Consider the following 12980-nt stretch of genomic DNA (forward strand, 5'->3'; position numbering starts at 1 on the left):
GAATAGCGGGCGCCCGGCATAGCGCTCATGCAATGCCGGCTCGGCAACGGCGGCCACCGAGTGACGCAAGCGCACCTTGAGCTGCTCGCGACCTTGCGCATCGACCAGGGAAAGGTCGGTATACACCGGCTTGATACGCAGCAAGGCAAGAAAGTCGTCGCGGATCGCATTTGAATTGCTGCCGGCGAGCAAGGTCTGCATCAGATCATGGTCACTGGCCAGGCGGACAAGATCGGTCGCGGCATCATTGATCATTTCATCGAGTTCGCGCTCGATGCCGCGCATGACGTCACCGGCCTGCCTTTGCTGCTGTGCGATCGCCGCGCTGCGCTCGATGCGGTACAAGGCAACCGTCATCACCAGGCAGACCACCGCCAGTGGCAGATAAAACTGCATGACCCGCCGCCACCAGCGCGGCCGCAGTGCCAGGGCGGCGAACTGGCGCATCAGCTGCATGAGCGCCTGCCCCGCTTGGCCATGGCGACCCACCGGTCGTCGGCGACGCCCATCTTCGCAACAGCCATGGCACCGGGCTCATGGCGATGGTCAGTTCTAAGAAAAGTCATCCTGACACTATAGGCTGTGCCGCAGCGATTCCGACCGGCGCAAGGCGTTTGCGCCGGGCTTTCATCCAGTCCGCCAGATGCCCGGCCAGAGCAAGCGGCGATCGCCGGCGCCAGGCAGATGCGAATTCAGCTTTACATTTCCACGTCTCGATTTATAAAATACCGTCAAGTATGCTTATTTGAGAACCCCCTGTGACCCAATCGACTCCCAAGGCAATGGAACGCAACGAGCCGCTCGATGCAACAGCGGCACGGCGCAAAGCGATGGCGGCATTCAAAACCGTGGCGGAACGCAAGCCGGCCGCCGAGGTCAACTACGGCGACATTGCCGCCGAAGCGGGCCTGCCCTGGCAAACCGTAAAGCGGCTGCTCGGCCCGCGCGAGAATCTGCCCGCCCTGCTCGATGGCGATGTACCGGAACCGATCGATACACGCGATCGCATCCTGGCGTCAGCTGCCCGGGTGTTTTCGCGCAAGAGCTATCTGGGCGCCTCGCTCGACGAAGTGGCGGCCGATGCCGGCCTGACCAAGGGCGCGGTGTACTGGCACTTCAAAAGCAAGAATGATCTGTTCTTCGCCTTGCTCGATAGCCGCTTCCAGCAGGAATTCGATGAGCATCTGCCGCAAGCGATGGCGCAAGACGCACAGTACAGCGATCCGAAAGAGGGCCTGAAGGCTTTGCTGGCCAGCGTGCTGGAGCGGGTGCGCCAAGACCCGGACTGGCCGCGCCTGTTGCTGGAATTCATGAGCCAGGCGCGCGACCCGGAGGTGAACAGCCGGCTGGCCGCCGCCTATCAGGCGTCCTACGGCATGTCGGCCGAGCTGATTCGCCGCCAGCATGAAAGCCGCGGCCAGCAACCTCCCGCCGACCCTGCCTTGCTGGCCATGCTGTGGAGCGCCTTGATGGACGGCCTGATCATCGCTTGGCTGGTCAATCCGCAAAAGATCGATCTGGAACAATTGCTGCCGCAAATCATCGACCTGCTCTGGCAGGGACTGGCGCCGCGCCAAGCCGCGGATTCCAGCCAATGAACCATCCCCACAAGGACACCAACATGACCCACACTGCCCAAACCCGCTTTTCCCGCAAGACCGTGGCCATCGCAGTCGCCCTGGTGATCGGTATCGGCGGCTGGCTGGTCAGCCACCCGAGCCAGGCCGCCCAGGAGAAAGACAAGGAAAAAGCCAAGGCGCCTACCGTGCTGGAGCTGTCGCACTCTGACCTTGCCACCGTCGAGCATGGCTATCTGACCCAGCCGGTTGCCCTGTCCGGCACGCTGAGCCCGGTGAAGCAGACCCTGATCGGCGCCGAGGTGGAAGGCATCGCCACCGAAGTGCTGGTGCGCAATGGCGAATCGGTGAAGGCAGGCCAGTTGCTGGCAAGGCTCGATACCCGCGAATTGCGCGACCGGGTGACCGCCAGCGCCGCCAATCTCGAGCGTGCCCGTGCCGAGCTGAAGCTGGCCGAAAAAGACCGACTGCGCAGCACCGACCTGCTTAAGCAGCACTTTATTTCCCCGAATAGCCACGATGCCACCGAGAGCAAGTACGCCGTGGCACAGGCGCAGGTGAAGGCCGAGGAAGCCCAGTTGGCACTGGCACAAAAGTCGCTCGACCACGCCACGTTGCGCGCCCCGTTTGCCGGCGTGATTTACGAGCGCCATGTCGATGTCGGCTCGCGTGTAGCCATCGGCCAGAAGCTGTTTGGCCTGGTTGATCTGCATGATCTGGAGTTCGAGGCCAAGGTCGCACTGGCCGAATTGCCGGCCATCAAGGCAGGCCAGGCGGTCAGCCTGCGCGTGGAGGGATTTTCCAGCCGCAGCTTTACCGGCCGGGTCGAGCGCATCGCACCGATGGCCGACAACGGCACCCGCATGGTGCCGGTCTATATCCGCCTGAAAAACGACGATGGCCAGCTGCGCGGCGGCATGTTTGCCCAGGGCGAGGTCGCGGTTGCGGCGGCGGAAACCGATCACTTGCCCTTGTCGGCACTGCGCGGCCTCGATGGCAAGGCGCCCTATGTGCTGGCGGTGGAGAACGGCAAACTGGTCGAACACAAGGTGCAGCTAGGCCTGATCAACCAGATCAGCAAGACCGCCGCAATCGGCGCCGGCCTGAAGGTGGGCACCAAGGTAGTCGCCGCCAAGCTCGACAATATCAAGGCCGGCCAGCAGGTGAAGTTGCCGGACGACACTCATGCCGGCGAACCTGCCAAGGTCGATGCAAAGAAAGCCGGCTGATTCGCCACCGTCCTGCCCGGGCCAAGCCGCCCGGGCGCGTTGATTTGCCCCGATTTCCCCTCAGGAAGGAACCCTGTCATGTGGTTCACCCGTCTCAGTATTAAAAACCCCATGCTCGCCACCATGATGATGGTGGCCTTGGTGGTACTCGGCCTCGCCGCCTATTTCCGCCTGCCGGTGGAAGAAATGCCCAATGTGCAGTTCCCCTTCGTGGTGGTGGTGACCGCCTACCCGGGCGCATCACCGGAAATCGTCGAAACCGAGGTATCGCGGCGCATTGAAGAAAAGCTGCAATCGCTGCCGCGCATCAAGCACATCAATTCCGACTCCTACAACGGCCAATCGGTCGTGGTGGCCGAGTTTGAATTGAGCACCGATACCGAAAAAGCGATGCGCGATGTGCGCGACAAGGTGGAAGAGGCCAAGGTCGACTTCCGTCGCGAAATCAAGGAGCCGCGCATCATCCAGGCGCGCAATGATGACCGGCCGACCATCTCGGTGGCGCTGACCAGCGACAAGCTCGACACCCGGCAGATGACCGTGCTGGCCGACCAGACCATTCTGCGCCAGTTCCAGACCATTTCCGGTGTCGGCACCGCCACCCTGGTGGGCGGATTGCAGCGCCAGGTGCGGGTGGAAATCGACCCGGCCAAGATGCGCGCGCTCGGTGTCGGGGCCGATCAGGTGGTGTCGGCCTTGCGTAGCGAAAACGAGGAAATTCCGCTTGGCAATATCGAATTCGAGCGCACCGAGCGCATCGTCCAGCTGCGCGGCCGCATCAAGGATGCCGATGGCTTCCGCCAGATCGTCGTCGCGCGGCATGGCGGCCAGGTGATTACCGTCGGCCATATCGCCACCGTGCAAGATGGCGCCGAAGAACAGACCTCGCTATCGCTGGTGAATGGCAAGCGCGCCATTTCCATCGATATCCGTCAGATCGACGGCGCAAATACCATCGAAGTAACCGATGGCGTCAAAGCCATGGTGAAAAAGCTCAACAAGGAAGTGGCCGACAGCGGCGTGCAGCTGAGCGTGGTGAATGACTCGTCCAAGGGCATACGCAATTCGCTGGAAGACGTGCGCGCTACCTTGCTCGAAGGGGCCGCCCTTACCGTGCTGATTGTCTGGCTGTTCCTCGGCTCCTGGCGCTCGACCGTGATCACCGGCCTGACTTTGCCGGTGGCTTTGATCGGCACCTTCTTCTTTCTGCACCTGTTCGGCTTCACCCTTAACGTAATGACGCTGATGGCGCTATCGCTCTGTATCGGCCTGCTGGTGGACGACGCCATCGTGGTGCGCGAGAACATCGTGCGCCATATCGAGATGGGCAAGGGCCACTATCAAGCCGCCATGGATGGCACCCAGGAAATCGGTCTGGCGGTGTTGGCCACTACCCTGACCATCATCGCGGTTTTCCTGCCGGTCGGTTTCATGGGCGGCATCATCGGCAAGTTCTTCTACCAGTTCGGTATCGCGGTATGTGCTTCGGTGCTGATCTCGATGTTCGTGTCCTTCACCCTCGACCCGATGCTGAGCTCGATCTGGCACGATCCGCACATCCATGGCAGCAAGCATGGCGGCATCTTCGGGCGGATTCTCGATGGCTTCGAGCGCTGGCTGGACAAGGTATCCGCCTTCTATGGCCGCACCATCGCCTGGGTACTGTCGGAGGAGCGCATCAGCCTGCCTAAGTGGCTGGTGTTGCCGCTGGCCCTGCTGTTCTTCCCGATTTCCGTGGTGGCGCTATTGTTCCGGCCGCGCGCCCGTGCCTGGGTAAAGTCGGGCTTTGCCGGCAAACCGACCTGGTCGCACCGCTTTATCGTGGTGATCGGTGGCATTGCCTCCTTTGTGCTGGCCCTGGCCATTCCGGCTACCGGCCTGGTGGCAGGTGAATTCATGCCCAAGGCCGACGTCGGTCGCATCTATGTGGATATGCGCACGCCGGTCGGCTCGGCCATCGACTACACCACCAGCAAGGCACGTCAGGCCGAGGCGGCCTTGCGCGAGTTCAAGGAAATCAATGAGCTCTACACCTCGGTGGATAGCGACTCCAAGCACATCATCAATGTACGTATCCGCATGCTGCCCAAGAAAGAGCGCACCGTCAGCCAGGAGCAGATGGTCAAGCGGGTGCGCGAACGTCTGGAGCGGATTGCTGGCGTGGAGATTCGCAGCGTCAGCGGTGGTGGTGGCGGTGGTGGCGGCGGTGACGGCCCGATTGCCATCCAGCTGCAGGGTAAGGACCTCGATGAGCTCAAGCGTATTGCCGAGAATATCGCCGATCGCCTCAAGCGCATCCCGCATGTCACCGAGGTAAAGACTTCGCTGCGTGCGGCCAAGCCTTCGGTGGACATCGAGGTGAACCGTGAGCTGGCCTCACAGGTGGGCCTGTCCATCGGCCAGATCGGTGCTGCTCTGCGCCCCTTGATCGCCGGCGATGAAATCAGCACCTGGCGCGCACCGGACGGCGACAATCTCGACGTGGTACTGCGTCTGCCCAAGTCCAGCCGCCGTATTTCGGAAGACCTGGCCGGTCTGCCGATAGCCAGCCGCGATATCGACCCGAGCACCGGACAGGTGGCAATGATTCCGCTGGGGCAAGTCGCCACCGTGAAGGACGCCGGCACCTCGACCCTGATCAAGCGTCGCGACCAGTATCGCAATGTGACCATCAATGCCGATGTGGACGGCGTGCCGATCAGCAAGGTGCAACCGGAAATCGACAAGATGCTGGAAAGCATCCAGCTGCCACCGGGCTATCGTCAGGTGCAGGAAGGCGACAATGAATTCATGACCGAGTCGGCAGGCTTTGCCGGTATTGCGATGATGATAGGCATGGTGTTCATCTTCCTGGTGCTGGCCTCGCAATTCGGCAGCATTTTCCAGCCGCTGGCGATCATGACCTCCTTGCCATTGAGCCTGCTCGGCGTATTCCTTGCCCTGATGGCCTGGCACAGCACGCTGAATCTGTTCTCCATCATCGGCATCATCATGCTGATGGGCCTGGTGACCAAGAACGCGATTTTGCTGATCGACTTTGTCAACCGGCTGCGCGAACAGGGCATGGCGCGCTTTGAAGCGATGGTGGAAGCCGGCCGGGTACGTCTGCGCCCGATCCTGATGACCACCTTTGCCATGATAGGCGGCATGTTGCCCCTGGCCCTGGCACTGGGCGAAGGCGCCGAACAGCGCGCTCCGATGGCGCATGCCATCATCGGTGGGGTGATCACCTCCACCCTGCTCACCCTGGTGGTGGTACCGGTGGTGTTCACCTATCTGGACGACTTCACCAGCTGGCTCAAGCAATTGTTCCGCAGCCAGCATGCCCAGTCGCTCGATGACGGCGCCACGCTGGACCCGCAAGCCAGCGCAGGACGCTGATATACCAGCACAGGGCCCGCTCCGGCGGGCCTTGTGTTGCGTGTTGTCGTCACTTATCGCGCAAATCCCCATCTTGACAGGCGCAATTCGTGTTTCGCCGCTCTGCCACTGGCGCAGCGCCCGGCTGGCGCACTAACATCGCCGGTCAACAAACCAACAGGAGGCCCCGCCTCCAGCCACAGACCGGGAGAACGCCATGCAACTGATTTCCGCCCTGACCGAGCCAAACAAGCTTTGGAGCGAATTGAAGGAAAAGCCGAATTTCCTGCTGCCCCTGCTCCTGATCACCATAGGTACTGCGGTGGCCATGCTGGTGTATTTCCAGCGCGTTGATGTGGCATGGCTGCAAGACCAGATGGTGGCCCAGGTGGATCCGGCACAGCGGGCGGCCGTGCGCGAGCAGGTCAGCGTGAATCTGATCAAGTGGAGCTCGGCCATCGGCGGGCCGATCGGCATCCTGATCGTGTTTGCCCTGATGGCCGGCTATTACACCCTGGCAGCCAAGATTGCCGGTGCACGTCAGGGCTATGGTGCCTGGTTCGGCTTTACCTGCTGGACCTCGGTACCCGGCGTGCTCGGTATGGCGGTACTGGTAGTCGGCGCCCTGACCATGAATCCGCAAACCGCCATGGAATCCTTGCAGCTCACCCATATCGACCCCTTGCTGGTGCATCTTGCAACAGACAACCCGTGGAAAAAGCTGGCGGGCGGCTTCGATCTGCTCAGCTTTTGGTCCATCGGTCTTGGCGCCATTGGCTGGCGCAACTGGACCGGCGCCGGCTGGGGCCAGGCCGTGTTTGTCAACGCCCTGCCCACCATTTTGATTTATGGCGGCTGGGCAGCATTCATTCTCGCAAAACATTGATCCGGAGCTTTCATGCGTTTGCCGTTCAAGAAAAAATGGTTGGGTCTCGTGCTTGCCATCGCGGTGATCGGCCTGCCGCTGTTTGCCAAATCACGCAGCAGCGGCGATGCCAAGCCGGTTGATATGCAGGCGGCGGCCATGCAGGATATCCGCCCTACCATCCTGGCATCGGGCACCCTCGCCTATCGCGATGAAGTGAATCTGCGCTCGGAAGTCACCGCACGGGTAGCGGAAATCCTGATCGAGGAAGGCAGCGATGTGAAAGCCGGCCAGTTGCTGATGCGGCTTGATCCGGTCAGCTACCGCAATGCCATCGAGCGCGAGCAGGCCAGCCGCCGCCAGGCCGAGGTCGGCATCGAGCAGCTGCGCGCCACGTTGGAGCTGCGCCGCAGCCAGTTCGAGCGCACGCGCAAGCTGTTCGAGGCCAAGATGGTCGACCAGTCCAAATTCGACCTCGACCGTAACCAGCTCCAGGTAGCCGAAGTGGATTTGCGCGCCAATCAGGAAGCACTGAAGCGGGCCGATGCCATTTTGAAAGAAGCGCGCGAGCAGCTGGGCAAGACCGAAATCCGCGCGCCGATTGCCGGCCGGGTGGTGAGCCTGCCGATCAAGGTCGGCGAAACCGCCATTCCGTCGATCTCAGCCCAGGCCGGTGCCCAGCTGCTTACCCTGGCTGATACCTCGGCCATCCAGGCCGAACTCAAGGTGGATGAAGGCGATATCGCCAAGGTCAATCTGGCCCAGCCGGTCAATATCTACCCGGCCGCCTACCCGGATACGCCGCTCAAAGGCAAGGTGGAAAAGGTTGCATTGAGCAGCAGCGGCGACGCCACCGGCTCACAAAGCCGCAACTACAAGGTGACGGTGAGCCTTAACCCCGACCCGACCTTGAAGCTGCGCTCGGGCATGAGCGCCCGCGCCGAAATCCTGCTGGGCGATGGCAACAAACGGCTGGCGGTGCCGGTAGAGGCGGTGATCAGCGAGGAAGATGAATCGAGCAAGCAGACCCGCCGCTTTATCGCTGTAGCGCGCGAGGGTAAAACGCACCGGCAGCCGGTCAAGGTCGGCATTTCTGATGACCGCTGGCAGGAAGTGCTCGACGGCATCAAGGTCGGTGACACGGTGATTGTCGGCCCGGGCAAGACCTTGAACGATCTCAAGGAAGGCGATGCGGTGCGCGCCCAGAAGCCGGAAGAAAAGGCCAAGCACAGCGACAAGAAGGACAAGAAGGCATGAGCCAGCCTTTGATCGTGCTGGAGCAGATCGTCAAGCGCTACCGGCTTGGCGATACCGACTTCGAGGCGCTGCGCGGCGTCAGCCTCAATATCGCCCGCAATGAATATGTGGCCCTGGTCGGGCCATCGGGCTCGGGCAAGTCCACCCTGATGAATTTGATCGGCTGCCTCGACACCCCGACCAGCGGCAGCTACCGGCTCAATGATCGCGATGTCGCCACCCTCAATGACAACGAGCTGGCTGCCATCCGCAATCAGGAAATCGGCTTTGTGTTCCAGAGCTTTCATCTGCTGCCGCGCATGGATGTGCTCGGCAATGTCGCCCAGCCACTGGTATACCGCGGCCTGCCGCTGCGCGAACGTGAAAAGCTGGCGAGCGAATCGCTACGGCGGGTCGGGCTGGGCGACAAGCTGCGCCACCGTCCCAACCAGCTATCGGGCGGGCAACGGCAGCGGGTGGCGGTGGCTCGCGCCCTGGTCGGCCACCCTTCCCTGCTGCTGGCCGACGAGCCGACCGGTAATCTCGACTCGAAAACCTCCGAGGAAATCATGGCGCTGTTCGATGCCCTGCACCGCGATGGCCAGACCGTGGTGCTGGTCACCCACGAACCGGATATCGCCGCCCATTGCCAGCGCACGGTACGGGTCAGCGATGGCCATATCGTGTTCGACAGCCTAGCCGAAAGCGCGGTGCCAGCATGATGATCGTGATCATCGAAGCGTTGCGCGCCGCGCTGGCCAATATCCTCGCCAACCGCTTGCGCAGTTTTCTGACTACCCTGGGCATCCTGATCGGCACGGCGGCAGTGGTGGCCGTGGTGGCGCTGATGCAGGGCTTTAGCAGTTCGATCTCGGCACAGTTCGCTGATCTGGGCGGCAGCTCGCTTACCGTGGATGCGCTGAACAAGCGCGAAAACTATCTGAGCGGCGATATCCGCTATCTGAAAACCACCGATCTGGACTTGCTGCGCTACCGCATCGAAGGCATCGGCCATGTCGCCCCGACCATGCGCGCCCAGATCGGCAAGGTCAGCTATCGCGCCGAATCCACCGCGCCGGCGGTATATGGCATTACCTCGGAATACCAGCTGATCGAGCGCCGCTTTACCAATCAGGGTCGCTTTCTGGTGCGTGCCGATAATGACAGCCGCCGCCGCGTGGCGGTGATCGGCGAAAAGGTTCGGCAAGACCAGAAACTGCCGGCCAAACCGATCGACAGCTATATCCAGCTCGGCCATGAGTGGTTCAAGGTAGTGGGCGTGATGGAGCCGCGTGGCGAGGTGCTCGGTTTCAATCAGGACCAGTATGTATTGATTCCGTTCGACACCGCGGTGGCGCTGCAGGGCAGCCAGTCCAAGGTGCAGTTCGATATCAATTTCACCGTGGCGAATATCGCCGATATCGACGCAGTCAAGGCCAGGGTGACGCGCGCCTTGCGCATCAACCACGGCCTGCGCGCCAGCCAGCCCGACGACTTCGAGATTCGCGCCCCTGACCAGATCGCCAAGACGTTCGAGCAGATCACCAGCATGGGCACCCTGGTGCTGGGTGGCATTGTCGGCATTTCGCTGCTGGTGGGCGGCATCGGCATCATGACGGTGATGCTGGTATCGGTGACCGAGCGCACCCGTGAAATCGGCATCCTCAAGGCGCTCGGTGCCACCCGGCGCGATATCCTGGTGCAGTTCCTGATCGAAGCCGGCCTGCTCAGCCTGATCGGCGGCCTGATCGGCATTGCTATCGGTTATGGCCTGGGCCACGGCATCGCCATGCTGATCCCGAACTTTCCGCCCGCCATCGTGCCGCTCTGGGCCAGCCTCGGCGCCGCCCTGTTCTGCGCCCTGGTGGGCGTGGTGTTCGGCATCATGCCAGCCTCCAAAGCCGCCAATCTCGATCCGATCGAGGCGCTGCGCTACGAGTGAATCAAGACTGGCGCACGCTCCGGGCCGTTCAACTGGCCGGGTGCATCGATCGCATTGACGGTAAGTGGCCCCATCGCCCGACCTCCCCCTTTGCCGGGGGAGGCTCTGCCAAGGCTGGCGATCAGCCCTTGGCCTTCACCACCGGAAAGTCGATATCGGTATGGGCGACATTGTTCACATAGTTGGTCAGTACATTGAGCGCCACAAGCAGCACGATTTCGATGACTTCAGCATCGCTGAAACCGGCGGCGCGCACGGCGGCAAGTTCCTGGTCGCTGACCCGACCACGGTCCGCAACAACCCGGTATGCAAAATTCAGCGCGGCCGAGGTCTTGGCATCGCTGCTCTGGTGATCACGCGCGGCGGCAATCTCGTCCGAGCTGAGCTTGGCGACGTTCTGGCCCAGATAGGTATGAGCCGACAGGCAATAGTCGCAGCCATTGTATTCAGCGACCGCCAGGGCAATGCGCTCACGCAGTGCACCATTGAGGCTGGACTTGTTCAGCGCGCCATTGAGCGACATATACCCTTCCAGCGCGGCGGGGCTGTTGCCGACCAGCTTCATCAGATTCGGCACCACGCCAAGCTGTTGCTTGACGGCTGCCAGCAGCGGCTTGCTGGCTTCGAGGGAGGTTTCAACGCTAGGGATGGCAATGCGGCTCATGGTGATTTCCTTGTTGGTTAGCTTACTGCAGCACCCGGTGTGCTGCGAGTGACGACACTATGCGCCGTTTACCAAACAAGCAGAATCCATGAATTTTTGAATTGAATATTCCCAAATACGGAATAGTTACCCCTCTTGAACCGAGCGCGCTTAACGCAGCAAGCGCGCCGAGCCCGCTGCCACCGCGACCACCACGCTGACGACGGCCAGCAACGCCATGCCGCCTTGCAGGCCAAAGCCATGCACCATGAACCCCATCAGCGGTGGCCCGGCCAGAGAGCCGCTATAGCCAAGCGTGGCCACCGCCGCCAGTGCCGCAGCCCCTTCGCGACCGGCGGCGCTGAATACGCAAGGAAACACGGCAGCGACGCCAAGGCCGGCCAGGGCAAAGCCGAAGGCAGCAAAGGCAATATTCGGGGCAAACAAGGCAAGGCTGATGCCGAAGGCCGCCAGCAGGCTGCTGAAGGCCACCAGGCGCCGCGCACCATGGCGCTCCTTCAGGCCATCGCCGAGCAGACGTGCCACCAGCATGGCGCCGGCAAAGGCGGCATAGCCCAGCGGCGCAACCGCCTCGCTGGCGTGCAGGTGATCGCGCAGGAACAGGGCTATCCAGTTGGTCAGCGATCCCTCGGAAATGGCACCGAGGAAAGCCAGTGCACCAAGCCAGACCAGCGCGCCATGCGGCATGGCAAAGTGCTTCTTGGCGAGTTCGGCATCGGGCTGGTCACAGGGCAGTACGCGATAAGCGAGTGCCAGCGGCAGCGCCAGCACCACGCTGATCAGCACGAAGTGAGCCCACGGCGGCAGACCGAGCGCTGCCGCAGCACTGCCCAGCAAGGCGCCGGCGAAGGTGCCGACGCAAAACCAGGCATGCAGCAAGGACATGATGGAGCGCCCGGCGCGCTGTTCCGCCTCGGCCCCCAGGGCATTGATCGCCACATCGAAACTGCTGCTGGCCGCCCCGATCGCCACCATACCGGCCAGCAGCGCCCACCACAGAGGCAACAGCGCCAGTACCGGCAGGATCAGTAACAGGCCGATGCCGGCATACAGTGCGGCACGGCGGGCACCAAAATGGCCTACCAGCCAGGCCGATAGCGGAAACGATGTCACGGCGCCAATGCCACCACCAAGCAATACGGTGCCCAAGGTGGCCGGATCAAGCGACAGCGCATCGCGCACGGCAGGCAAGCGCGCAGCCCAGCTGGCGTAGATCACGCCCAACAACAGAAACAAGGCAGGAATGGCAGCCCGCTCTAGCCAGGCTGGATGGGCGGTGGGTTCAGATCGCATGCGAGAGTTCGCTCTGGAGAAAGGCAAAGGCCGGCCTCGCGGGCCGGCCCATGGACAACGATGGATGCACCATCATTCTTACATGAAGTTTACACAATATCGGCCGACAGGGCTTCCAGTTGTTCCTGGAGCTGCAGCCAGCGCGCTTCGACTTCACCCAGACGAATTTCCACCTCGGACTGGCGGCGCACGGTATCTTTCAGGCGCTCTTTTTGCTCGGCCGCATAGATCGCTTCGCCGGCCAGTTCGGCATCCAGCGTGGCTTTCTCCTCATTGAGCCGAGTGAGCTGACTCTCTACCTGGGCAAGCTCCTTCTCCAGCGGCTTGCGCAACTGCGAAATACGCTGGCGTGGCGCGGCCGCGGCACGCTTTTGCGCCTTGCGATCAAGCGGCTCATCGTCAGCGGGCGCCGCACCGGGCCGAACCTCGTTGTCTTGCCGGTAACGCTTGTAATCGTCCAGATCGCCATCGAAGGGCTGCACCCGGCCCGCCTCCACCAGCCAGAAGCGATCGGTGGTGGCTCGCAGCAGATGCCGGTCATGCGAGACGACGATCATGGCGCCGATATAGTCCTGCAAGGCCAGGGTCAGCGCATGGCGCATTTCCAGGTCCAGGTGATTGGTCGGCTCATCGAGCAGCAACAGATTCGGCCGCTGCCAGACGATCATCGCCAGGGCGAGGCGCGCTTTCTCGCCGCCGGAGAACGGCTCGACCGGGCCAGTCGCCATCTCGCCGCGGAAATCAAAGCCGCCGAGGAAGTTGCGCAATTCCTGCTCAGTCGCCTTGCCATCGAGCTTTTGTAAATGCCAGAGCG

11 protein-coding genes are annotated in these 12980 nt (G+C 62.1%); 7 read left to right on the forward strand and 4 right to left on the reverse strand.

Features of this window, described 5'->3' with window-relative positions:
* The coding region (locus ACE3OH_RS11945; protein WP_374352652.1) for a hypothetical protein at window positions 1–456 on the reverse strand (456 nt) is incomplete at its 3' end.
* A gap of 302 nt (window positions 457–758) precedes the next feature.
* Between ACE3OH_RS11945 and ACE3OH_RS11950 the strand changes: the two genes are divergently transcribed.
* The 7 genes from ACE3OH_RS11950 to ACE3OH_RS11980 all read left to right on the forward strand — a co-directional run bounded on the left by ACE3OH_RS11950 (window position 759) and on the right by ACE3OH_RS11980 (window position 10209).
* The gene (locus ACE3OH_RS11950) at window positions 759–1598 is read left to right on the forward strand and encodes a TetR/AcrR family transcriptional regulator (RefSeq protein ID WP_374352655.1); all 840 of its coding nucleotides are present in this window, start codon (window positions 759–761) and stop codon (window positions 1596–1598) included.
* Window positions 1599–1621: 23 nt separating this feature from the next.
* Window positions 1622–2806, forward strand: a complete 1185-nt coding sequence (locus ACE3OH_RS11955) for an efflux RND transporter periplasmic adaptor subunit (RefSeq protein WP_374352658.1) — start codon at window positions 1622–1624, stop codon at window positions 2804–2806.
* Window positions 2807–2884: 78 nt separating this feature from the next.
* Window positions 2885–6187 (forward strand): efflux RND transporter permease subunit, encoded by a 3303-nt coding sequence (locus ACE3OH_RS11960; RefSeq protein WP_374352661.1) that lies wholly within the window; start codon window positions 2885–2887, stop codon window positions 6185–6187.
* Window positions 6188–6383: 196 nt separating this feature from the next.
* On the forward strand, window positions 6384–7052 hold the full coding sequence (locus tag ACE3OH_RS11965; RefSeq protein ID WP_374352667.1) for a Yip1 family protein: 669 nt from the start codon (window positions 6384–6386) through the stop codon (window positions 7050–7052).
* A 12-nt stretch (window positions 7053–7064) separates the two neighbouring features.
* Window positions 7065–8288 carry an efflux RND transporter periplasmic adaptor subunit gene (locus ACE3OH_RS11970; protein WP_374352670.1) on the forward strand — a complete coding sequence of 408 codons (1224 nt, stop codon included), beginning with the start codon at window positions 7065–7067 and terminating at the stop codon, window positions 8286–8288.
* Complete coding sequence (locus tag ACE3OH_RS11975; protein WP_374352673.1) at window positions 8285–8989, forward strand: ABC transporter ATP-binding protein; 705 nt, start codon at window positions 8285–8287, stop codon at window positions 8987–8989. Before ACE3OH_RS11970 ends, ACE3OH_RS11975 begins: the two co-directional genes overlap by 4 nt.
* Window positions 8986–10209 (forward strand): ABC transporter permease, encoded by a 1224-nt coding sequence (locus ACE3OH_RS11980; RefSeq protein ID WP_374352676.1) that lies wholly within the window; start codon window positions 8986–8988, stop codon window positions 10207–10209. The genes ACE3OH_RS11975 and ACE3OH_RS11980 overlap by 4 nt, the downstream gene beginning before the upstream one ends.
* Window positions 10210–10330: 121 nt before the next feature.
* On the opposite strand, the gene ACE3OH_RS11985 is transcribed toward ACE3OH_RS11980, so the two are convergent.
* The 3 genes from ACE3OH_RS11985 to ACE3OH_RS11995 all read right to left on the reverse strand — a co-directional run.
* Window positions 10331–10873 (reverse strand): carboxymuconolactone decarboxylase family protein, encoded by a 543-nt coding sequence (locus tag ACE3OH_RS11985; protein ID WP_374352679.1) that lies wholly within the window; start codon window positions 10871–10873, stop codon window positions 10331–10333.
* Window positions 10874–11023: 150 nt separating this feature from the next.
* Window positions 11024–12166 (reverse strand): MFS transporter, encoded by a 1143-nt coding sequence (locus ACE3OH_RS11990; protein ID WP_374352682.1) that lies wholly within the window; start codon window positions 12164–12166, stop codon window positions 11024–11026.
* 89 nt (window positions 12167–12255) lie between these two features.
* A partial coding sequence (locus tag ACE3OH_RS11995) for an ATP-binding cassette domain-containing protein (RefSeq protein ID WP_374352685.1) occupies window positions 12256–12980 on the reverse strand: 725 nt, incomplete at its 5' end.

The organism is Chitinimonas sp., from assembly GCF_041904975.1.
Lineage (GTDB): Bacteria > Pseudomonadota > Gammaproteobacteria > Burkholderiales > Chitinimonadaceae > Chitinimonas.

Excerpts from the sequence above, each read along its gene's own strand:
- ACE3OH_RS11985 (WP_374352679.1), bottom strand. The coding sequence starts at position 10,873 with ATGAGCCGCATTGCCATCCCTAGCGTTGAAACCTCCCTCGAAGCCAGC.
- ACE3OH_RS11960 (WP_374352661.1), top strand. The coding sequence starts at position 2,885 with ATGTGGTTCACCCGTCTCAGTATTAAAAACCCCATGCTCGCCACCATG.
- ACE3OH_RS11990 (WP_374352682.1), bottom strand. The coding sequence starts at position 12,166 with ATGCGATCTGAACCCACCGCCCATCCAGCCTGGCTAGAGCGGGCTGCC.
- ACE3OH_RS11980 (WP_374352676.1), top strand. The coding sequence starts at position 8,986 with ATGATGATCGTGATCATCGAAGCGTTGCGCGCCGCGCTGGCCAATATC.
- ACE3OH_RS11965 (WP_374352667.1), top strand. The coding sequence starts at position 6,384 with ATGCAACTGATTTCCGCCCTGACCGAGCCAAACAAGCTTTGGAGCGAA.
- ACE3OH_RS11970 (WP_374352670.1), top strand. The coding sequence starts at position 7,065 with ATGCGTTTGCCGTTCAAGAAAAAATGGTTGGGTCTCGTGCTTGCCATC.
- ACE3OH_RS11975 (WP_374352673.1), top strand. The coding sequence starts at position 8,285 with ATGAGCCAGCCTTTGATCGTGCTGGAGCAGATCGTCAAGCGCTACCGG.
- ACE3OH_RS11955 (WP_374352658.1), top strand. The coding sequence starts at position 1,622 with ATGACCCACACTGCCCAAACCCGCTTTTCCCGCAAGACCGTGGCCATC.